Source organism: Nannocystis punicea (assembly GCF_026965555.1).
Taxonomy (GTDB): Bacteria; Myxococcota_A; Polyangia; order Nannocystales; family Nannocystaceae; genus Nannocystis; species Nannocystis punicea.
This window is the reverse complement of sequence record NZ_CP114040.1, coordinates 4,472,547-4,492,798: the sequence shown is the minus strand read 5'-3', so window position 1 is coordinate 4,492,798 and position 20,252 is coordinate 4,472,547. Positions and strand designations below refer to the sequence as shown.

At 72.7% G+C, this 20,252-nt stretch carries 17 protein-coding genes; 11 read left to right on the top strand and 6 right to left on the bottom strand.

Annotated features, from left to right (window positions below):
• Positions 1 to 79: 79 nt before the first annotated feature.
• Positions 80 to 1,429: a TldD/PmbA family protein gene (locus O0S08_RS17375; RefSeq protein WP_269040281.1), complete on the bottom strand. Its 1,350-nt coding sequence runs from the start codon at positions 1,427 to 1,429 to the stop codon at positions 80 to 82.
• A complete protein-coding gene (locus O0S08_RS17370) occupies positions 1,426 to 3,057 on the bottom strand; it encodes a TldD/PmbA family protein (protein WP_269040280.1) in 1,632 nt (543 codons plus the stop codon). The genes O0S08_RS17375 and O0S08_RS17370 overlap by 4 nt, the downstream gene beginning before the upstream one ends.
• Positions 3,058 to 3,596: 539 nt before the next feature.
• On the opposite strand from O0S08_RS17370, the gene O0S08_RS17365 reads away from it, so the two are divergent.
• From O0S08_RS17365 to O0S08_RS17345, 5 genes are all read left to right on the top strand, one after another.
• On the top strand, positions 3,597 to 5,045 hold the full coding sequence (locus tag O0S08_RS17365; RefSeq protein ID WP_269040279.1) for an NHL repeat-containing protein: 1,449 nt from the start codon (positions 3,597 to 3,599) through the stop codon (positions 5,043 to 5,045).
• Between the two features lie 101 nt (positions 5,046 to 5,146).
• Positions 5,147 to 5,641 carry a hypothetical protein gene (locus O0S08_RS17360; RefSeq protein ID WP_269040278.1) on the top strand — a complete coding sequence of 165 codons (495 nt, stop codon included), beginning with the start codon at positions 5,147 to 5,149 and terminating at the stop codon, positions 5,639 to 5,641.
• The gene (locus O0S08_RS17355; RefSeq protein ID WP_269040277.1) at positions 5,638 to 6,516 is read left to right on the top strand and encodes a tetratricopeptide repeat protein; all 879 of its coding nucleotides are present in this window, start codon (positions 5,638 to 5,640) and stop codon (positions 6,514 to 6,516) included. Before O0S08_RS17360 ends, O0S08_RS17355 begins: the two co-directional genes overlap by 4 nt.
• Positions 6,516 to 7,724 carry an AAA family ATPase gene (locus O0S08_RS17350; RefSeq protein WP_269040276.1) on the top strand — a complete coding sequence of 403 codons (1,209 nt, stop codon included), beginning with the start codon at positions 6,516 to 6,518 and terminating at the stop codon, positions 7,722 to 7,724. Before O0S08_RS17355 ends, O0S08_RS17350 begins: the two co-directional genes overlap by 1 nt.
• 160 nt (positions 7,725 to 7,884) lie before the next feature.
• Positions 7,885 to 8,580: a DUF8692 domain-containing protein gene (locus O0S08_RS17345; protein ID WP_269040275.1), complete on the top strand. Its 696-nt coding sequence runs from the start codon at positions 7,885 to 7,887 to the stop codon at positions 8,578 to 8,580.
• On the opposite strand, the gene O0S08_RS17340 is transcribed toward O0S08_RS17345, so the two are convergent.
• Together O0S08_RS17340 and O0S08_RS17335 are read right to left on the bottom strand one after the other, a co-directional pair.
• On the bottom strand, positions 8,549 to 9,571 hold the full coding sequence (locus tag O0S08_RS17340) for a hypothetical protein (RefSeq protein WP_269040274.1): 1,023 nt from the start codon (positions 9,569 to 9,571) through the stop codon (positions 8,549 to 8,551). The two genes, O0S08_RS17345 and O0S08_RS17340, sit on opposite strands and share 32 nt — an antisense overlap.
• 73 nt (positions 9,572 to 9,644) lie before the next feature.
• A complete protein-coding gene (locus O0S08_RS17335) occupies positions 9,645 to 9,968 on the bottom strand; it encodes a hypothetical protein (RefSeq protein ID WP_269040273.1) in 324 nt (107 codons plus the stop codon).
• A 564-nt stretch (positions 9,969 to 10,532) separates the two neighbouring features.
• On the opposite strand from O0S08_RS17335, the gene O0S08_RS17330 reads away from it, so the two are divergent.
• Complete coding sequence (locus tag O0S08_RS17330; RefSeq protein ID WP_269040272.1) at positions 10,533 to 13,601, top strand: ATP-binding protein; 3,069 nt, start codon at positions 10,533 to 10,535, stop codon at positions 13,599 to 13,601.
• Positions 13,602 to 13,671: 70 nt separating this feature from the next.
• Entirely contained in the window at positions 13,672 to 14,295 is a 624-nt protein-coding gene (locus tag O0S08_RS17325) for a hypothetical protein (protein WP_269040271.1), read from the top strand.
• A gap of 93 nt (positions 14,296 to 14,388) precedes the next feature.
• On the opposite strand, the gene O0S08_RS17320 is transcribed toward O0S08_RS17325, so the two are convergent.
• A complete protein-coding gene (locus O0S08_RS17320) occupies positions 14,389 to 15,084 on the bottom strand; it encodes a hypothetical protein (RefSeq protein WP_269040270.1) in 696 nt (231 codons plus the stop codon).
• 156 nt (positions 15,085 to 15,240) lie between these two features.
• Here O0S08_RS17320 and O0S08_RS17315 point away from each other — a divergent pair, with 156 nt between their 5' ends.
• The 3 genes from O0S08_RS17315 (at position 15,241) to O0S08_RS17305 (ending at position 18,439) form a co-directional block, all read left to right on the top strand.
• On the top strand, positions 15,241 to 16,338 hold the full coding sequence (locus tag O0S08_RS17315) for an OmpA family protein (protein ID WP_269040269.1): 1,098 nt from the start codon (positions 15,241 to 15,243) through the stop codon (positions 16,336 to 16,338).
• A 232-nt stretch (positions 16,339 to 16,570) separates the two neighbouring features.
• Positions 16,571 to 17,272: a hypothetical protein gene (locus O0S08_RS17310; RefSeq protein WP_269040268.1), complete on the top strand. Its 702-nt coding sequence runs from the start codon at positions 16,571 to 16,573 to the stop codon at positions 17,270 to 17,272.
• Between the two features lie 447 nt (positions 17,273 to 17,719).
• Positions 17,720 to 18,439, top strand: coding sequence for an ankyrin repeat domain-containing protein (locus O0S08_RS17305; protein WP_269040267.1), 720 nt, complete (start codon positions 17,720 to 17,722; stop codon positions 18,437 to 18,439).
• A gap of 255 nt (positions 18,440 to 18,694) precedes the next feature.
• Here O0S08_RS17305 and O0S08_RS17300 read toward each other — a convergent pair whose 3' ends face one another.
• On the bottom strand, positions 18,695 to 19,498 hold the full coding sequence (locus O0S08_RS17300) for a YIP1 family protein (RefSeq protein WP_269040266.1): 804 nt from the start codon (positions 19,496 to 19,498) through the stop codon (positions 18,695 to 18,697).
• 89 nt (positions 19,499 to 19,587) lie between these two features.
• Here O0S08_RS17300 and O0S08_RS17295 point away from each other — a divergent pair, with 89 nt between their 5' ends.
• Positions 19,588 to 20,250: a class I SAM-dependent methyltransferase gene (locus tag O0S08_RS17295; RefSeq protein ID WP_269040265.1), complete on the top strand. Its 663-nt coding sequence runs from the start codon at positions 19,588 to 19,590 to the stop codon at positions 20,248 to 20,250.
• Positions 20,251 to 20,252: the final 2 nt, after the last annotated feature.

Sequence of the window (20,252 nt, the reverse complement as noted above, 5' to 3'; positions counted from 1 at the left end):
TGCCCCTTCGGACCTATCCTCTCGGACATGCCCTATCAAGCATGTCGCCGGAGACATCCCCGCCGCGCCGCGAGCCCGCTCACACCGCGTCGCTGACGCTGGCGAAGTGGAAGTCCTTCGCCACCAGCGGCGGCACCACGGCGACCATCCCCTCGCCGGCGGTGCGCTCGGGCTTGCCGATCGCCACCAGGTTCTTGAGCAGCGCCGCCGGGCTCTCGTTGTAGCGCATGTTCTTGACCGGCCGCGCGATCTTCCCCTGCTCGATGAGGAACGTGCCGTCGCGGGTCAGCCCCGTCGCCAGGATCTGTCGCGGGTCGAGCATGCGGTTGTAGAAGAAGCGCGTCACCAGCACCCCGCGCTCGACCCCGCGGACCAGCTCGAGCAGGTCCTTGCCCTCGGCCGGGTCGGCGGCGGCCAGGAAGATCGAGCGCGGCCCCGGCAGCGGCGGCTTGCTCTGCTTGTGGGCCCAGAACCGGCTGTAGGCCAGCGACTTCAGCGCCCCGCGATCGATCCACGTCGTCGCCGGCAGCGGCAGCCCGTCGTTGGCGAACGGGATCGACGGCCAGCGCGGGTCGGCCGGATCGGAGCGCAGCGTCACGCGCGGGTCGAACAGCGCCTCGCCGATCGCGTTGCCGCCGGGCCGGCTGAAGAAGCTGCGGCCCTCGTCGGCCGCGCGGGCCTGCAGCGCCGACACCAGGAAGCCGAGCAGGTCGGCCACCGCCTGCGCCTCGAGCACCACCGTGTACGCTCCTGGCGCCAGCGCATCGGCGCCCTGGCTCGACATCGTCGCCTTGTCGGCGGCCCGCCGCGCCAGCGTCGGCGCGTCGAGGTCCGACAGCCGGTGCGAGGCCGACCCGGCCCAGCCGCTGCCCTTGCCGTCGGGCGTGCGCATCGTCGTCGTCAGCGACGCCTCGGTCGCCGCGTGGAGCGCGAACAGACCTGACCGATTGGCCAGGACGGTCACCGCGTCCTCGTGTTCGACGATCCCCGACGCCACCAGCTTGGCCTCGCGCGCCACCTTCAGCACGCGCGCCACCACCTCGGTGCGCCCCTCGGGCCCGACCTCGGCCGTCTTCGCGTCGCGGGCCGCCACCTTCGCGTACTGCTGCGGCCCCAGCGGCGGCTCGTGCTCCGGGTCCTTCGGCGCCAGCTTGGCCAGCGCCTCGGCCTCGCGCACCAGCGCCTGCAGCGACGCCGCGTCGCGGCCGGTGCCCGACACCGTCGCCACCCGGCCCTCCTTCGCCGCGGTCACCGACACCTCGAAGCGGGCCGCCTCGCCGGACGTCGTCGGCGCGCCCGCGGCGAACCGCAGGTGCGCGGTGCGGCGGGCCGTCACCCGCAGGCTCACGTCCTCGAAGGTCGCGGCCGCCAGCGCCGACTTGACCAGCGCCCGCGCCTCGGCCGGGCTCAACGGAGACGGCGCGCTCACTTGTCACCCCCGGTGTTGAGGATGTTGACGACGAAGCGCGCCGGCGGGCACCCGTGGCTGACCGCGTTGCTCTGCGACGGCTCGCCCTTGCCGTCGCTCATGCTGCCGCCGAGGCGGTACGTGTCTGTCCCTCCGAGCATGTCGCACGAGCTCCAGAATTCGACGGTGTTGGCCTGATAGGCGACGTCGCGCAGCGGCCGGGTCAACCTCCCGTTCTTGATCTCCCAGAAGAACTGGCCCGAGAACTGGAAGTTGTAGCGCTGCTGGTCGATCGACCAGCTGCCGCGGCCCGTGATCAGCACCCCGTCGTCGGTCGCCGAGATCAGGTCCTCCGTCGTGTAGCCCTCGGCGCCCGGCTGCAGGCTCACGTTCGGCATGCGCTGGAACGGCACGCTCGCGTAGCTGTCGGCGTAGCTGCAGCCGCGGCTCGCCGCCTCGCCGGCCGCGGCCGCCAGGTCGCGCGTCGTCTGCCAGCCGACGAACGTCCCCTTCTTCACCAGGTCCCAGCGCTGGCTCGCCACCACCTCGTCGTCCCACGCGGTCGTCGCCAGCCCGCCCGGCTGCGTGCGGTCGGCCGCGAGGTTGACGATCTCGCTGCCGATCTTGAACTTGCCCGCCCTGTCCGGGGTCAGGAAGCTCGTGCCGGCGTAGTTCGCCTCGTAGCCGAGCGCCCGGTCGAGCTCCGTCGAGTGGCCGATGCTCTCGTGGATCGTCAGCCACAGGTTCGAAGGCGCCAGGATCGCGTGCTTCTTGCCCGGCACCACCGGCGCCGCGTGCAGCTTCTGCAGCGCCTCCTCGGCGATCTTCGGCGCGCTGCCGACCAGGTCGGCCGCGGTCACGTGCTCCCAGCCGGCCAGCATCGGCGCCACCTCGTGGTCGCGCCCGGCGAAGCGACCGCGCCGGCGATCGATCGCCGTCGCGGTGAGCCCCGGGATCACGCGGAAGAAGATCTGGTGCACCCGCGAGCCCTCGCTCGTCAGCACCAGCTTCTCCTCGCGCACGCAGGCCACGTTCGCCTCCACGTGCGCCACCCCGGGCACCGCCATCGCCGCGCGGGCCGCCGCCAGCAGCAGCTCCGCCTTCTCCGCCGGCGCGATCGAGAACGGGTCGACCTGGAACGGCGACACCCATCCGCCTTGCAGCACCGGCGCCGGCGCCAGAGTCACCGGCTGCGGCATCAGCAGCGAGCTCTGGCGGGCCATCGCCACCGCCGCCCTGGCGATCCCCTCCATCGCCTTCGCGCTGCGCTCCGCCGTCGCCGCGAAGCCCCAGCCGCCGTCCGCGATCACCCGCAGACCGACCCCGTAGTCCTCGCTGCGACCGATCCCGCTCACGTGGTCGTCGCGCACGCTGACCCGCTCGCGACGCATCAGCACCAGGCGCGCGTCGGCGTAGCTCGCCCCCGCCTTCGTCGCCGCCTCGATCGCCGCGCGCACCAGCTTCTCGTCGGCGAGCAGCCGGCTCGCGGCCAGCAGGGCCATGCCCGCGTCTGCGCTCGCGGGCGCCGATTTCGGCGCCGGGATCCGGCTCGGCGCCGGACCTGCCCACGCCGCGCGCGAGCCGTGGACCAGCGCCTCGGCGCCACAGAGCCCCGTGAGCGCGAGGAAGGAGCGGCGAGAGCTCGACATCGGCGCGATGATACCCATCCCGCCTGCGCCGCCGCGCCCGAAATGCAGGCCGTCGCCGCGACCCTCGCCCCCTGCGCCTCGCGGAGGATCCCTCGCCCCGCGGCGGCTCCCGGGTCGTCCGAGCCCGCCGCATCCCCGATCTGCGCCCCTGCATTCGCCCCGCGCGCGCGGCCCAGGCCGGCGGTCAGTCCCTGCGGAGATCCCCGCGCCTCACGGCGCCTGCGACGCCGACTGTCCGGCTCGCAATGCGACGACTGTCCGCGCGCGACGATCGAACCGACCGCCCTCGCACCACCGCCGCGAACCTCGCCCGACCCCTTCCTCGCATTGCACGCATTCACGCATCGCCTCGCGATCACCGTCGCCTGGCGACCCCGCTCTCCGTCTCGCGCATGCGATCTGCGCGACACAGACGCGTCGCTGGGACCCCCGCATGCGAGGCCCCTCGGTACTCCCCCGACGATGGATCCGAACCACCCTGGCGAAGTCGAACGGTCGGGTACTTGCCCTCATGAGGGGGATCGTGCGTTCATCGCCCCATGGTCTCCCCTCGTTTCCCGGTCGCGTCCATCGCCGCATGTCTCCTCGTCGCCTGCGGTGACAGCGGTCGCGCCGACTCGGCGAGCGCCACGGCCACGGTCACGGCCACGGCGCCGACCAGCATCGCCAGCATCACCACGCCCGACCCGACCATGACGGACCCGACCCAGGGTTCGATGAGCGCCAGCGAGGGCACCGAGGGCACCGCCGGCCAGACCGAGAGCGCCAGCAGCGACCCGCCGACCACCAGCAATGGTTCGATGTCGGGCATGACCATGACCACCAACGGCGGCCCGAAGTTCGACCTCGGCGTCACCCCCGACGGCGGCATGGGCTGCGCCGGCGACATGGACATCGACGAGAGCTTCATCTGGATCCCCGCCACCAGCGACGGCCTCGTCTCCAAGATCAACACGCGCACCCTCGTCGAGGAGGCGCGCTACCTCACCGGTCCGAGCGGCGCCACCGAGAGCGTCTCGCGGACCGCCGTCTCGGGCGACGGTCGGTTCGTCGTCGTCAACGCGCGCGGCACCGGGCGTTCGACCGCAGTCGCCGCCAACATCGCCGATTGCATCGACTTCAACGGCGACGGCCAGATCACCACCTCGACCAGCGTCGCCGACATCAAGCCGTGGGGCACCGACGAGTGCGTCGTCTGGACCATCGTCCACGCCAACTGGTCGGGCCAGTACATCGAGGGCCCGCGCGGGATCACCTGGACGATCGGCGACTACGACAAGGCCACCTGCACGTACAAGAACCAGAAGGTCTGGCTCGGCTTCGGCGCCCTGCAGGCCGGCTCCGCCAACATGGTCCGGCTCGACGGCGCCACCGGCGTGATGGAGCAGTCGATCGAGGCCGTGGCGTGGAACGGCAGCGGCTACGCCCCTTACGGCGGCGCCCTCGACCCGCTGGGCAACGCCTGGTTCACCGGCCTGCGCGGCGAGCTCGCGCGCGTCGACGCCAACGCCAACCCGATCACGATCACGCGGATCCCCCAGCCGTCCAACATCCAGACCTACGGCATGACCGTCGACCGCAACGGCAACCCGTGGATGGCCGGCTGCTCGGGTCCCGTCTCGACCTACGACGTCGCCACCAACCAGTGGATCTCGGTCGCCGGCACCAACGCCTGCCACCGCGGCATGGCCATCGACCACAACGACCACGCCTGGGTCGCCTCGAACGGCCCCTGCGGCCTCGTCGAGATCGACGTCGCCACGCGCACCCTCGTCGCCCAGCACACCCTCGCCCAGTGCTCGACCCCGATCGGCGTCAGCGTCGACGTCGACGGCTTCGTCTGGCTCGTCGACCAGCAGGGCTGGGCGTGGAAGATCGACCCGCTCAACGTCCCGGCGATGCAGAACATCCCCGTCGCCGGCGACCACTATGTCTATAGCGACATGACGGGCGGCCAGCTCAAGAGCGTCACCCCCCCGCCGGGCTGATCGCCCGCTCGCGGACCTCTCCGAACCGAGCCCGGCGCGCGATCACGACGGTCCGCGCGCAGCGCCCACGCGGCTTGTCCGCCCTTTGCCGCTCTGGCACCATGCGTGGCGGGCTGGTGATGGATCCGCAATTATTGCAGTCGAGCATCCGGCGGTCGAGCGTCACCGCCATCTATTCCCTGCGCGCGGCCTTCTACACCGCCTTCTTCGGCGGTCCGTTCGCCGCGATCCTCATCCACCGGCGCAACGCCGAGCTGCTGGGCCGCCTCGACCGCGACCGCGGGGTCCACATCGCCGCTCTGGTGCTCGCCCTCGCCTTCTACGTCGCCGGCGCCTACGTGGCCGTCCACCCCGAAGTGCTCGCCGGTCTACCCCCGGAGCTCAAGCCGGCTCAGTTCGTCCGCTACACCAGCCGTCTCGTCGCCCTCCTGATCTGGGCCGGCCTCTACTTCCGCATGCGCGACGAGTACCGGGCCGCGCGGCTGCAGGACGCGCACCTCCCGGGCTGGCGCGAGGGCCTGATGTGGGTGCTCGTCGGCGGCGTGGCCTCGGTCGCGACCGTCATGGCGCTCGCGGTGATCTTCAAGGCCCTATGAGCGAGCTGCACGGCCTCCAGCACCAGATCGGCAGGCTGCTCGAGGTCGGGCGTCCACGCGACGCGCGAGCGCTGGTCGGCAAAGCCCTCGCGCTCGACCCCGCCGATCCGGACACCCTCTGCCTCGCGGGCCGCGTCGAGCTCGCGCAGGAGCAGCGCGGCGAGGCCGAGCGGCGCGCCCACGAGGCGCTCGCGCGGGCGCCCGGGCACGACGGCGCCCGCTCGCTCCTGTTCGACGTCCTGCTCGCCGACAAGCGCCACGCCGACGCCGAAGAGGTCGTGCTCGAGCGGCTGCGAGACGACCCGGCCGACCCCGACGCGCTCGCCGACTACGCCCAGCTGCTCGTCCAGGTGTTTCAGCTCGACAAGGCCCGCGCTCTGGTCGCCGAGGCCCTGCGTCGCGCCCCCGATCACCCGTCCGCGCAGGTCCTCGACGCCGTCCTGCACGTCATCCGCGGCGACGACCTGGCCGCCGCGGACCGCCTCGCGCGCCTGGTCGCCGCCGACCCTGAAGCCGCGCACGTCGCCTGGACGGCGATGCTCGTGCTCGGCGAGCGCGGCCATCACCGACAGGCCCTCGAGATCGGCCGTCAATTGCTGCGCAGGAGCCCTGACGATCGGGAGCTCGTCGACGCCGTGATCGAGCAGCGACTCGCCAGCCACTGGTCGATGATCCCGCTGTGGCCGCTCCTCCGCGGAGGATGGGTCGCCAGCGCGATCTTGTGGGCCGTCGCGGTGTTCGGCCTGATCCTCCTGCGGCCCTTCGTCTCCGAGCTCGCGCTCCTCGGCTTCGCCGTCCTCTACCTCGCCCTGATGCTCTATTCTTACGTCGGCCCGCCGCTGCTGCGTCGGTGGCTGCGCTGGAGGGGATTCTGATGACCAGGAGCCGCCCCGAGCTCGAGCGGGCCCTCGCCGAAGATCCGTTCGACCTCGTCACCCGCAAGGAGTACGCGCGCGCGCTCGAGGACCACGGCGAAGCGGCGGCCGCGTTGCGTCAGTGGGAGTTGATCTGCCGGCAACAGCCCGACTCCGCCGCGGGGTTCCTCGGGGCCATGCGCTGCCATCACGCGCTCGGGGCCCCCGAGCAGGCCGCGGCCTGCCTGCGCGAGGCAGAGGCCAAGCAGGATTTCTCGCCCGAGACCAAGCCGGCCCGGCCCGCCCCGGCCTTGCAGGTCCTCGCGGGCGGCGGCGACGTCCGCCCGGCCGAGGTCTTGCAGCTGCGTCCGTCCGCCGTGCGCTTCGACGACGTGATCGGCCACGCCGCCCTGAAGAAGATCCTCGAGGTGCGGATCATCGCGCCGTTCGTGCGCCCCGGGCTGTTCGCGCGGTTCGGCAAGCGCGCCGGCGGCGGCGTCCTCCTCTACGGCCCGCCCGGCTGCGGCAAGACCCTGATCGCCCGCGCGATCGCCTCCGAGTGTCGGGCCTCGTTCCTCGCCGTCGGGATCAGCGAGATCCTCGACATGTGGCTCGGCCGGAGCGAGCGCAACCTCGCCGCGGTGTTCGACCGGGCCCGCGAGCAGCGGCCCGCCGTGCTGTTCTTCGACGAGCTCGACGCGCTCGCCTTCTCGCGCTCCAAGGCCCACACCGATCACACGCGCACGCTGGTCAACGAATTCCTCAACCAGCTCGACGGCGTCGCCCACGACAATCAGGGCGTCCTCATCCTCGCCGCCACCAACATGCCGTGGGACGTCGACCCTGCCATGAAGCGGCCGGGCCGGTTCGACCGCCAGGTGTTCGTCCCGCCGCCCGACGACGTCGCCCGCGCCGAGATGTTCCGCGTCAAGCTGGCCGACGCGCCGACCGGCACCATCGACTTCATGCGGGTCGCGCGAGCCACACCTCACTGCTCGGGGGCCGACGTCGACGGCGTCATCGAGGCCGCCAAGGAGCGGGTGTTGACGGAGATCCTCGGCGGCGGGCCCGAGCGGCCGATCGCCGAGTCCGACCTGCTGGCGGCCGCGAAGGACCTCCAGCCCTCGACTCTGGAGTGGTTGCGGACCGCGAGGAACCTGGTCAAGTACGCGGGCGACGGCAGCTACCGCGACGTCGAGGACTACCTCAAGTCCGCCCGACTGCTGTGACCCTCGGCGGGCGCTCGCGCCGCGTCGATCGCCCTCCGCCGCGATCACATCCACGTACGACGCGCTCGCCCCGAAGTCGCGCTCGCGACGAGCCCGCGACTTCGGCGTCGACCTCGCCGACGCTCTCGCCCGGAGCCGGGCTGCTAAGGTGGCCCCGCCGATGCCCCCGTCCTCCGCGCCCGACCTCGCCCTCGAGCTCTCCGTGTCCGCGGTGCGACGTCTCCTCGTCGTCCTCGCCCTCCTCTTCAGCCTCGCCGGCCTCCTCGCCGAGCTCGTGCGTCACCTCGCCGGCCTCGATCACCCCGCGCTCACGCTCCTCTCGCTCAGCTGGGAGGGCAACCTGCCCTCCTGGTACGCCAGCGTCCTCCCGCTCGGGTGCGCCGGCCTGCTGGCGTGGATCGCCGCCGGCGAGGCCACCGATCGCTTCTACTGGATCGTCCTCGCGCTCGGCTTCCTCGCCATCTCGATCGACGAGACCATCGCCCTGCACGAGCGGCTCACCGGCCAGTTCGACGTCGGCGGCGTCCTCTACTTCGACTGGGTCATCCCCGCCGGCCTCCTCGTCCTCGTCCTCGGCCTGGCCTTCCTCGGGTTCCTGCGTCGCCTGTCCCCCGGGACAGCTCGCCGCTTCGTCCTCGCCGGCGCCGTCTACGTCGGCGGCGCGGTCCTGCTCGAGCTCCCGCTCGGCTGGTGGACCGAGCGTCACGGCGACGACGACCTCGGCTACGCCCTCATCGACTGGTGCGAGGAGACGCTCGAGTTCGTCGGCCTCACCCTGTTCGCCTCCGCCCTGCTCGCGCGCCTCGAGGGCCGCCAGCTGCGGCTCACACCTCCCGCCGGCGCACCGACCAGATGAAGCCGTCGTACCAGAAGTGCATCAGCGACACGACCAGGGTCACGCACAGCGCGAAGCGTTGCTCGCGTGAATCGACCAGCTCGGCCCACACCCCGTAGGACCCCGCCACCAGCAGCATCGCCAGCAGCGCCGCCGCCCCGCCCCAGCGCGCCCCGGCCACGCCCAGGCGCTCGCGCAGGTTGCCGCGCTCGCTCCACCACACCAGGCCGAAGTACTGCCACGCGTGGAAGAAGTTCATGATGAAGAACGCCTCGCCGAAGCTGTTGAAGCCCCACGTGGTTATCGAGCACGCCCCGGTGAACACCAGCAGCGCCACCTTCTGCGGCGACACGCGGTACCCCTGGCGACCCAGCCGGACGTAGCCGAGCACGTAGACCAGCAGGTACAGCGCCCCGCCGATCAGCAGCGCCGGCGCCCACGCGGCCTGGTGCGCCTCGGCGAAGATCGGGATCTCGCGCACCGCCGTCGCGCCGACGCGCTCGAACGCCGCGAACGCCGACAGGTGCTCGAGCAGCGTCGCCCCGGCCAGGATGGGTCCGGCGTACAGCAGCAGGTTGAGCCCGAGGTCGAGCCTGCGCCCCATCTCCGGCGGGTTGCCGCGGCGCGCGTCGTAGATCCGCCCGAGCCCGAACGTCTGCAGGCTCGAGTGCACCACGTCCCACCAGACCGTCAGCACCACCGCCGTCGCCAGCAACCAGTCGGACGCGAACAGCAGCAGCAGCAACACCACCGGCACCATCACGAACCGCCGCGGGTGGCGAGCGAAGATCCGCGGGTTCAGGTGGCTGCGCACGAACACCAGCCCGAGGTGCGCCATGATGAAGCTGCCGATGAAGAAGCTGGTGACCGTCGCCTCGCGGCCCCACAGCGTCACCTCCTCGTCGGCCAGCGGCGTGCCGGCGATCGCCACCCCGAGGCCCAGCGCCAGCAACGGCGCGCCGATGAACATCACCGCGTCGTAGGTCGGCCCGGCGATGTACTGCGAGCGCACCGGCGGATCGTACCGCGCCCGCGACCCCCGCAGCCAGTGCGCGACCGCCACCCGCGCGCGACCGCGGGCGCGCTCAGCCCCAGACCACCCGCGAGCTCTCCGCCCCCAGGCTGCACGCGATGCGATCGTTGCCCGGCCCGGACTTCCACGCGCCGAGGCGTTCGCCCTGCCACCAGCAGCGCACCTTCAAGCGCCACTTCACGCCCGGGGTCCCGCCGCAATTCGTGGCGCCCCCCGCCTCGTCCCACCGGCTGCTGCAGGTGAGCCCGTACCGCGATTGCATCGACGTCCCGCCGCGAGCGACCGCCTCCTCGCCGCCGGCCGCGAGCTCGTCCGCCGGCGACAGCTCCGCGTCCTCCGCGAATGGTTCGACCTCCTCGCACCCGGAGGCGACCACGAATGCCAGCAGTCCAGCAACCCGACGACGACGACGACGACGATTCTCCATGGTCAGCCCTCCTTCACGCTCGCGCCTCGTCACCACGACGTCGCCAGCGCTTCGGCCGAGCGTATCGACGGCCGCCGATCGTGCCAGCCCGCGCGCGCCGCTCAGCCGCGGGCGGCCGACCCGCCGCGGCCTCGCCCCGACATCCACCCACTTCCTCCCCACACGCCGCCGCCCGCGAGGATCCACCGCCCTCGCCGATCCCCGACCTCGCCCGCGACTGAGCGGACCGCGCCAGCGCTCCGGCTCGAGAGGCGCCCGCCGCGGCGCCGCCGATCCCGCGGCTCATCTTTACATGCCCCAAAGGACATGCCCATGAAGACCTATCCCAAACGACATGCCCCTTAAAACATCCTATGAATCGCCGTTCACCACCATCGACCCGCCGCCTCCGGGACGGGGGCGGCGGGCCCGCCTCGAGGTCGGCGGGCCCGCCGCGCAAAGCCGCGCGCGCCGTTCACCCCTCCTTGTCGGCCGCTTCGAACAACGCTCCGGACTCACGTATTCTTGGCAGTCGTGCTGCCTGGCGCCGAGTTCACCGAGTTGATGGACGACGCCCTCCTCGTCGTCTCGCCGGCGGGCGCGGTCGAGGCGGCCAACGCCGCGGCCGGGCACCTGCTCGGGGTCTCGCGCGCCGAGCTCGTCGGCCGCGACCTCGCCGGCTTGCTACCCGACCCCGCGCTCGCCCACGCCTGTCGCAGCCCCGACGAGACCCGGCTCTCCATCGACGGCGGCCCCGGCGTCCGGCTCGCCGCGCGGGTCATCCCGCGGCCCGAGGGCGCCTGGGTCGTGCTCCGCCCCGAGCCCGCCCCGCTCGTCGCACCCGACCTGCAGTCGAACCAGCGCCTCCGCACGCTCCTCAGCCACGCCCCGGTCGTGATGTTCGCCTGCGACGCCCGCGGCGTCCTCGTCGTCAACGAGCCCCACGGCCTCAGCTCCCTGCGGCCGGACCCCGGCGACGCCGTCGGCCGCACGATCTTCGACGCCTACGGCGACATCCCGTGGGTCGTCGACGCCGCCCGCCGCGCGCTCGCCGGCGAATCGCTGTCCGCCGTCGGCGACCTGCGCGGCGTCCTCTACGAGGCCCACTACAGCCCGCTCCGCAGCGACGGCGGCGAGGTGCTGGGCTTCATCGGCGTGGCCATCGACGTCACCGAGCGCGAGCAGACGATCGAGCGCTACGCCAGCCAGCAGGCGGTGTTCAAGTACGTGCTCGCCAACGTGCCCCAGGCGATCTTCTGGAAGGACCGCGAATCGCGGTACCTCGGCTGCAACCAGCACTTCCTCAAGCGGACCCGGCTCACCAGCCCGGACGAGGTGATCGGCAAGACCGACTACGACATCTGCGCCTCGCGCGAGGAGGCCGACCACTTCCGCCGGATGGACCGCCAGGTCATGCGCGACGGCGTCCCGATCCTCAACGTCGAGGAGCCGATGCGCATGCTCGACGGCACCGACACCTACCTGCTCACCAGCAAGGTGCCGATCCGCGACGACCGCGGCGAGGTCACCGGGCTGCTCGGGATCTACGTCGACATCACCGAGCGCAAGCACATGGAGCTCGAGCTGCAGGCCGCCAAGGAGGCCGCCGACGCCGCGCTGCGGGCCAAGAGCGAGTTCCTCACCACCATCAGCCACGAGCTGCGGACCCCGCTGGCGCTGATCCTCGGCCCGCTCGAGTCGCTGCTCGCCGACGTCGACGAGCCGCTCGGCGAGCGCACGCGCGCCGCCTTGACCCGCATGTGGCGCAACGCCTCGCGCCTCGGCCGGCTCGTCGACGACATCCTCGACTATCAGAAGCTCGAGGCCGGCAAGCTGCATCCCGCCTGGGAGCCGGTCGACGTCCGCGACCTCGTCGAGGACATCGTCCTCGACGCCGAGCCGGCCGCCCAGGCGGCGGGCCTCACGTTGCGCTACGCGCTGGCGAGCGACCTGGGGACCGTCCCGCTCGACCGCCGCATGTTCGAGAAGATCTTGCTCAACCTCCTCGGCAACGCCCTCAAGTTCACCCCCGCCGGCGGCAGCGTCACCGTCGAGCTCGCCCGCGGCGACGGCCCGCGCCTGCGCCTCCTCGTCCGCGACACCGGCCCCGGCATCGCCCCCGACGAGCACGAGCGGGTGTTCCAGCGCTTCGAGCAGCTCGACAGCTCGATCACCCGCAAGCACGAGGGCACCGGCCTCGGCCTCGCCATCGTCCGCGAGTTCACGCAGGAGCTGGGCGGCACCGTCGAGCTGCACAGCGCCCTCGGCCAGGGCGCCTGCTTCGTCGTCGACCTGCCGATCGACGCCGATCGCCTCGTCGGCCTCGCGCCCGCCGGCGAGCGCGTCTCCGCGGGCCAGGCCCCGTTCGCAGTCGTCCCCGCCGAGGCCTCCCCCGAGCCCGCGCCCGAGCTGCCGCGGCTGCTCGTCGCCGAGGACAACCCCGACATGCGGGCCTACATCGCCGCGCTCCTCGGCCACGACTACGCCGTCGAGCTGACCGCCAACGGCCGCGACGCCCTGCACGCCGCCCGCGCCCGCCGGCCCGACGTCATCCTCGCCGACGTCATGATGCCGGAGATGGACGGCTACGAGCTCGTCACCCGCCTCAAGCGCGACGACGACCTGCGCGACGTCCCGGTCGTCCTGCTCAGCGCCAAGGCCAGCCGCGAGGAGACCGCCCGCGGCCTCGACGTCGGCGCCGACGACTACCTGCCCAAGCCGTTCGCCCCCGTCGAGCTGCGGTCCCGCGTCCGCGCCGCGCTCCGCCTGCACCGCACCCACCTCGAGGTCGTGCGCCAGAAGCAGGCGCTCGAGGAGGCCCTGCGCGCGCTCGAGGACGCCCAGGATCAGCTGGTCCAGTCGAGCAAGATGGCGGCCGTCGGCGCGCTGGTGGCCGGCCTCTCGCACGAGCTCAACAACCCGGTCGCGGTCATTCGCATGAGCGCGCAGATGCTGCTGCGCCGCAGCCCCCGCGACCCGTTCATGCGCCGCGCCCTCGAGCGGATCGAGCGGCACTCGCAGCGCTGCGCCGCGCTGGTCGAGGCCCTGCTCGCGTACACCCGCCGGCGCCCGCCGAGCGCCGAGCGCTGCGAGCTCGGCCAGGTGCTGCGCTGGCTGGTCGAGCTCGTGCGGCCCGAGGCCGACGAGCGCGGGATCCGTCTGGTCGCCGCGTTCGGCGGCGGCAGCTTGCCCGCCCTCGTGGTCCACCGCCCGTCGCTGGAGTCCGCCCTGCTCAACGTGTTCGGCAACGCCGCCGACGCCACCGGCCCGGGCGGCGCGATCGAGATCCTGGCCCGCGCCGCCGCCGGCACCGACGGCCGCGAGGGCGTCGAGATCGTCATCCGCGACAGCGGCGTCGGCATCGCCGCGCACGACCTCCCGCACGTGTTCGAGCCGTTCTACACCACCAAGCCGCCCGGCAAGGGCACCGGCCTCGGCCTGTCGATGGCGCAGAAGTTCGTCCGCTCGCACGGCGGCACCATCCGCATCGACAGCGAGGTCGGTCGCGGCACCGCCGTGCGCATGTGGCTGCCCCTGCTCCCCCCCGAGCCCCCCGCGCTCGACGGCGTCGTCCCCCCGCGCGTGGCCCAGGAGGCCCCGTGAACGCCCCCCGGCTCGTCGCGTGCCCGCGACCCGCCTATCCTCGACAGGGCGCCGCCCCGTGCCGCCCGCGATGAGGAGAAAGACCGTCCCCCTCCTGCCGGTCCCGGGCCTCGCCCTCCCGGAGCTCGAGACGACCGCGCTCGCGTGCCACGAGCCGCTCCTGCCCGTCGCGCCCGTCCCCGGCGACCCCGACTGCGAGTGGCGGCCCTGCGACGCCGATCTGCCGGTCGTGATGGACGCCCTCGAGTCGCTGAGCAAGAGCCTCGAGCTGCACGACCGCTCGACCGGCGCCACCCTGCACTGGCACCACGACGCCAGCGACCTCGGCCTCTGGGTCGACGTCACCGCCGTGGCCAGCGAGGGCCACACCCGCGTGGGCCTGCGGATCCGCCCCGCCGGCGGCTCCTTCGCCGGCGCGGCCCCTCCGGGCTGGTTCAGCGACGCAACTTTCTGCGCCCAGGTCGCCCTGGCCGCCTGCCTGCTCCTCGCCCTGTTCCTGGTCAGCGGCGACCTGTGGGTGCTCGCCTTCCTCGGCCTCGTCAGCAGCGGCTTCACCCTCAGCTTCATGCTCGGCCTGGTCGTGATCCCCGAGCGGCGCCGGGCCCTCGCCCAGCAGGCCTGGACCGCCAGCTGGCGCCGCGACTTCTGGCCCGCCCTCGAGGCCCGCCTCCGCCAGCGCGCGCTCTATCGCTGACGGACATGTCCCGATGAGCATGCCCATAAGAGCATGCCCATAAGAGCATGCCCATAAGAGCATGCCCACAAGAGCATGCCCTGCGAGACAGCCTCAAAGGATGCAGCCCTGCTTCACCAGCTCGGGCGGCGCCGACAGGGTCACCAGCGCGTCGACCGTCAGCGGTCCCTCGGCCGTCTCGACCTCGACGTGAACCTGCGCCGGCAGCCCGTCGACCTCGGACAGCTTCGCCAGCTCGTCGGGCGGGAACACCGGCACGACCCCGAACACTCCACCGTCCGACTGCTCGCAGCCGATGTAATACGACTCGCCCTGGCGGTGGTAGAAGTGCCCGGTCGGTCCGAGGTCGTAGCCCTCGACGTCGACGATCACCGTCACGTGCGGGTAATAGCCGCCCGGTTCGAAGCCGCCGAGCGACGGGTACAGCGCGAACATCCACAGCCCCTGCCCGCCGCACTCGAGCGGCCACTCCACCCCGTCGACCAGCGCCGCCCCGCCCTTCACAGTCAGCTCGAGGAACGGCGCCGGCGCGTCGCGGTCGAAGCCCTGGCAGTAGACCACCGGCGCCTCCGTCGTCGACGACTCGGCCGTCGACGACCCACTCGTCGACGACGTCGGCGCCTCGTTCGTCGACGTCTCCTCCATCGTCGACCCGCCGCTCGAGCTCGTCGTCGCCTCGCTCGCCGCCGTCTCGCTCGCCGCCCCCGTGCCCTCGCTGCCCGCGGGCGTCGGCCCGCCCGCGCACCCGACCAGCACCAGAACAACCCCGAAGTACTTCAAGCCATGCATGCGCTCACCCTATCCTCCGCCGCGGCTCCGGACCAGCGCGCGGACCCGAGCGGGGCGAACCGCGTGCGGGTCCCGGCGCGAGCAAAGGCTGGCCAGCTCCGGTCGCAGCGACAGAACTCGACTTCGTCGATCGGCCTCGCGCTATCCTGAGTCTCCGTGCGACGACTCGCCGTCACGACCTCGCTGGCCTGGCTCGTCGCCTGCTCCGGCCCGCACGCGCCCGAGCGACCGCTGCCGCCACCGACCTCGGAGTGCGCCGCGATCCTGGCCACCATCCCGTACGCCTCCGAGGCCCCCCAGCTGCAGCTCGACCCCGACGGCGTCGCCGAGCTCGACGAGTGGGTCGCCCGTCTGCACGCCGATCCGCAGCTGCGCGTCGAGCTCGGCGTGCACATGGCCGCGGCCGCGCGCGCCGGGGCCACGCCCGCGGACGTCGACGCCCGCCTGCGCCGGTTCGGCGACGACCTGCTCGCGCGCCTGCGCGCCGAGGTCCGGCCTCCCGGACGCGTCGCCCTCGTCGTCCACGGCGTCGCCGGCGGCCCCGCCGACGAGCCGCTGGCCGGCAGTTGGGTCCAGCTGCGCCGCACCTGCCCCCCGTTCGCCCCCGACCGCGACGGCGACGGCCACCTCGACGCCGTCGATCGTTGCATCGACACCCCCGAGGACTACGACCGCTTCGTCGACGACGACGGCTGCCCCGATCGCGACAACGACGGCGACGGCATCCTCGACGCCGCGCGCTGGACCGGCAGCGAGTGGACCAATTGCGACGGCAAGATCGAGCGCGGGATCCACCGCCGCGACTGTCGAGATCAGCCCGAGACCGTCAACGGCGAGCAGGACGACGACGGCTGCCCCGAGGCGTTCGTCGCCGACTGCGGGCGCTTCGTCGTCCGCGTCGGCTACGACCCGGTCACCCGCGAGCTCGACCCCGACGCCTTCCTCGAGCTCGACGCGCGGCGCAAGCAGCTCGGCCCGCGCATGCACACCGGCGGCGTGTTCGTGCTCGAGGGTCACACCGACGACTCGCTCCCGCCCGGCGACGCGCGCCAGCTCGGCCTTGACATGGCCGGCAAGGTGCGCGACGTCCTGATCGATCGCGGCTTCGTCCACGAGGCCCTGTCTGTCCGCACCCGCGGCGGCGAGCAGCCGATCGCCGACAACGACAGCGACGAGGGCCGGCGCGCCAACCATCGCGTCGAGATCGTCGCCGGCCTCGCCTGCGCCGCACCGTCGAGCCCGCTGTGCCCGTGAGCTCCGCGGCCGCCCGAGGGAGCCACCCGGCGACGCGCGTCGAGACCCTCGTCCTGCGCCCGCGGGCCCACCATCTCCCGTGAACGCGGGCCGACGTCGACCCACGAACCGCGCTGCGGCGAGGCCCCGGGCCCCCGCGCGCGTGCGCGGCGCCAGGCGGCGAAATACCACCAGGTGGCTGGCGCCGCGCCGGCTGCCCGGACAAAATGGCCGCCACTCGGAGGAAGAAACCATGCTCACCACCCGCTCGAGCCTCGCCCTCGCCGTGCTCCTCGCTGCCGCCTGCGGCGGTGAGGCGGCCACCAAGCCTGCCCCCGTCGAGGCCGCCAAGCCGGCCACGCCCGCGCCCGCCGACAAGCCGGTCGAGGCCGCCCCGGCCAAGCCCGCCGAGCAGCCCGTCCTCGCCGACAGCGGCCTCGGGGTCGGCGGCAAGTTCAAGCCGTTCGAGATCGTCAACTGCGACAGCGGCGAGAAGTACTGCCAGGTCTGCAAGTTCGGCGGCAGCCCGAAGATCATGGCCGTCGGCACCATCGACGACGAGGCCTTCAAGAACGACCTCAAGAACCTCGACGCGCTGGTCCAGAAGTACGGCGAGGACAAGCTCAAGGCGTTCGCGGTCATCACCGACATCAAGGACGGCAAGGCCGCCACCCCGACCGGCGACCGCGCCGCCCTCGAGGCCAAGGTCAAGGCCCTGCGCACCGAGCTCGGCGTCACCATGCCGCTGGTCGTCCCGGCCGACGAGGGCGGCAAGAACGAGGCCTTCGACAGCTGGTACAACATCACCAAGAGCCGCACCGTCATGTTCGCCGACGGCCGCAACGCGGTGAAGTACACCGGCGTCGCCCCGGCCGACCTCGCGGGCCTCAACACCGCCATTCAAGAGGTCCTCGGCGTCCCCGCCGACGCCCCCGCCGAGCCCAAGGCCGGCTGATCACCACCCGGGCCGATCCCTTGAAACATGTCGCCAGGGCCATGTCCCTGGCGACATGTTTTTTGAGGTCTCGCCCCGCGCCTTCGCCGGCCAAAGCCGTCAGAAAAATCTGGATCCGAGCGGAGGCGTCGCGGCTCTCACTCCCGTGCGACTCGACGGGTCGCGCCCTCAAGACCCACGGAAGACCATGACCAAGATCTCGACGACTTGATCTCGTACTTGAGCTCGATCAGGAACCTCTACGGAACCGACATGCCCGTGTGCGCGTGGCATCCCTACGATGACCTCGATTACCCGCTCTACGCCGGCCTCGTCGAGGATCGAGACCTCGGGCAGTGCGTGCAGCTCACCAACCAGCAAGGCGCAGGGTGACCGGCCCCAAGGCGCCGTGAGGCGCGAGCTCGGCCACCGCCGCATCGAACGGCAGGAGTGCTAGCATCGCCCGCCATGCGAATCGACGAACTGGTCGCCGCCGTCGAGCGCGGCGCAGCCGACGAGGTGACCGCGGCAGTGCGCGCCGATCCGCCGCTCCTGTCCGCGAGGACAGCCGACGGCGACACCCTGCTCCACATCGCCTGTTGGCAGAAACAGGCGGCGATCGTGGCGATGCTGTTGACCCGCGGCGCCGACGCCAACGCGCGCGGCTTCCACGGCCGGACCGCCCTGCACTACGCCGTCCACGACGGGCGGGAGGTGAGCGTGGCGATCGTCCGGTCGCTGCTCGACCACGGCGCCGACCCGGGCCTGCGCGACGACGGCGGCTACACCCCCGACGCCCGGGCGCGGCAGGAGATGTGGGGCCCGGCCCTGGACGGCGTGCTCGCGCAGCTGGGGTCGTCGCGTCGGCCCGCCGGGCCCGTCCTCGTGAGCGACGACCACGCCGAGGTCCTCGCCCAGGTGCGCGCCCTCGAGGCTCACAGCCACACCCTGGTCGCGCTCTCGCGCCTGTTGGCCGCGTTCACCGACGGGCCCGGCGCCGACGCGCTGCCGCCCGCGCACGGGCTGCCGGCCGCGGACCTGCGCTGCCTCGCGGACGCGCAGCGCGTGCTGGACGCGCTGGCGACGACCTCGTGGGCCGCTCCGCTCCGCGCGTGGCTGCGGACCGAAGCGACGCCCGCCCTGCTCGAGCAGCTGCTCCGGTCCTACCGCGAGTCCGACGTGTCGTGAGCGGGGCGAGCTGTCCTCGTCCGTGAGGCGAACGCTGAAGTCACGCCGCGCCCGCGCTCACGAGCCCGTCCCCTCGGACAGCCGGCGGCGCCGCGCGGTCTCGAGCTCCCGGCACGCGTCCCGCAGCCGGCACGAGCCTTCACCCGCACCCAGGCTCCTCGGCGCTCGGCTCGCCCGATGCATGTTCCTTCGGACATGCCCCTCGCACCATGTCTCTCCGGACATGCCCCTCACGACATGCCCCGGGAGCCAGCCTCACGGCACCAGGTACGGCAGCCCCGGCGGCGGCGCGTAGCCGGGCAGCTCGCCGAGCGCGAGCACGGCGCGGAGCGCCTGCGTGGCGGCGAACATCACGGCCGGGACCATCGCCACCACGAACCCGCGGATCGGCGGGATCTGGTGGGTCCCGGTGAGCGCGTTGCCGGCGACCACGAAGGTCGTCAGGGTCAGCGCCCCCAGCCCGCCGAGGTAGACGGGCAGCGACAGCAGACCGAGGTAGAGCGGCAGGTCGAGCAGCGCCACGCCGAGCAGGGCCGGCGCCAGGGCGTAGCCGATCGCCCGCATGGTCGCCGCGATCGAGCGCGGCGCCCCGCCGGTCAGCGCCAGGGCCACGTGGGTGGCGATCCCCAGCCCCGCGTAGAGGAGCGGCACGCCGACCGGCGCCATCAGCAGCAGCCACAGCGACAGCGCCTCGACCAGGCGCGCGTCGAACAGCGGGATCCCCTCCTGGAGCGGGGCTGTCGGGCCTGCAATCCCCAGCGTCGCCAGCAGCACCGCCCACAGCGGCAGCCGCACCGTCAGCAGCAGCCGCAGCGCCGCTGCGTGGTCGACCGGTTCGTGGACGTGTTGAAAGCTTCGCCGCGGGCGGAGCAGCAGCGCCGCCAGCGAGCGACGCACCCGCCAGCCCCAGCCCGGCAGCGCCGCGGCCGACCCGCCTTCGGCCTCGCGCGGCCACTCCACCGGCAGCGCGCTCCACAGCACGCCCGAATCGGCCAGCAATTCGCGACCCTTCGCTTCCTGGCGGACGCGCGCCGCGCTCGCTGTTCCGGGCTCAGCCATCGGCCGCGGAGTGTAGCCGACTCGGGCCGTCCTCGAACTGGCCTTGGGGCTCTTCCCGCCGGGCCGGCCTCGCGCGTAAGCTGACGGGCATGTACCGCCCCCTCCTCGGTGCCGTGCTCGTGGTCGCTGCCGTCGGGTGTCGCAAGCGCGAGGTCGTCGCCGACATGGACTACGACGACCCCAAGGCGGCGATCGCCACCATGGAGAGCGAGGGCCGCGAGTCGTGGGAGATGCCCGACCGCATCGTCCGCAGCCTCCCGATCCCCGACAAGGGCGCGGTGATCGCCGACATCGGCGCCGGCTCCGGCTACTTCTCGCGCCGCCTGGCCATGCAGGTCCCGACCGGCACCGTCTACGCCGTCGACATCGACGACGAGTTCCGGTCCCACATCGAGTCGCAGCGCGAGAGCTGGGGCACCCCCAACATCCAGCCGCACCTCGCCTTCTACGACGACCCGGCCCTGCCCGAAAAGGCCGTCGACCTCGTGTTCGTCGCCAACACCTACGCCTATCTGCGCGACCGCGTGCGCTACTTCAAGAAGGTCCACGACGCGCTCAAGCCTGGCGGCCACCTGGCGATCGTCGACTTCCGGCCCGACGCCCAGCCGCCGGAGAAATTCGCACCTGACCCGAAGTACAGGCTCTCGCGCGAGGCCATCGTCGCCGAGCTCCAGCAGGCCGGCTTCACCCTCGAGCGCGAGGAGGACTTCCTCCCGCACCAGTACTTCCTCATCTTCGCCATGTCGCCCTGACC

Excerpts from the sequence above, each read along its gene's own strand:
- O0S08_RS17345 (WP_269040275.1), top strand. The coding sequence starts at position 7,885 with ATGCCCCCGTCCTCCGCGCCCGACCTCGCCCTCGAGCTCTCCGTGTCC.
- O0S08_RS17310 (WP_269040268.1), top strand. The coding sequence starts at position 16,571 with ATGCTCACCACCCGCTCGAGCCTCGCCCTCGCCGTGCTCCTCGCTGCC.
- O0S08_RS17350 (WP_269040276.1), top strand. The coding sequence starts at position 6,516 with ATGACCAGGAGCCGCCCCGAGCTCGAGCGGGCCCTCGCCGAAGATCCG.
- O0S08_RS17360 (WP_269040278.1), top strand. The coding sequence starts at position 5,147 with ATGCGTGGCGGGCTGGTGATGGATCCGCAATTATTGCAGTCGAGCATC.
- O0S08_RS17295 (WP_269040265.1), top strand. The coding sequence starts at position 19,588 with ATGTACCGCCCCCTCCTCGGTGCCGTGCTCGTGGTCGCTGCCGTCGGG.
- O0S08_RS17325 (WP_269040271.1), top strand. The coding sequence starts at position 13,672 with ATGAGGAGAAAGACCGTCCCCCTCCTGCCGGTCCCGGGCCTCGCCCTC.
- O0S08_RS17320 (WP_269040270.1), bottom strand. The coding sequence starts at position 15,084 with ATGCATGGCTTGAAGTACTTCGGGGTTGTTCTGGTGCTGGTCGGGTGC.
- O0S08_RS17300 (WP_269040266.1), bottom strand. The coding sequence starts at position 19,498 with ATGGCTGAGCCCGGAACAGCGAGCGCGGCGCGCGTCCGCCAGGAAGCG.
- O0S08_RS17355 (WP_269040277.1), top strand. The coding sequence starts at position 5,638 with ATGAGCGAGCTGCACGGCCTCCAGCACCAGATCGGCAGGCTGCTCGAG.
- O0S08_RS17370 (WP_269040280.1), bottom strand. The coding sequence starts at position 3,057 with ATGTCGAGCTCTCGCCGCTCCTTCCTCGCGCTCACGGGGCTCTGTGGC.
- O0S08_RS17365 (WP_269040279.1), top strand. The coding sequence starts at position 3,597 with ATGGTCTCCCCTCGTTTCCCGGTCGCGTCCATCGCCGCATGTCTCCTC.
- O0S08_RS17305 (WP_269040267.1), top strand. The coding sequence starts at position 17,720 with ATGCGAATCGACGAACTGGTCGCCGCCGTCGAGCGCGGCGCAGCCGAC.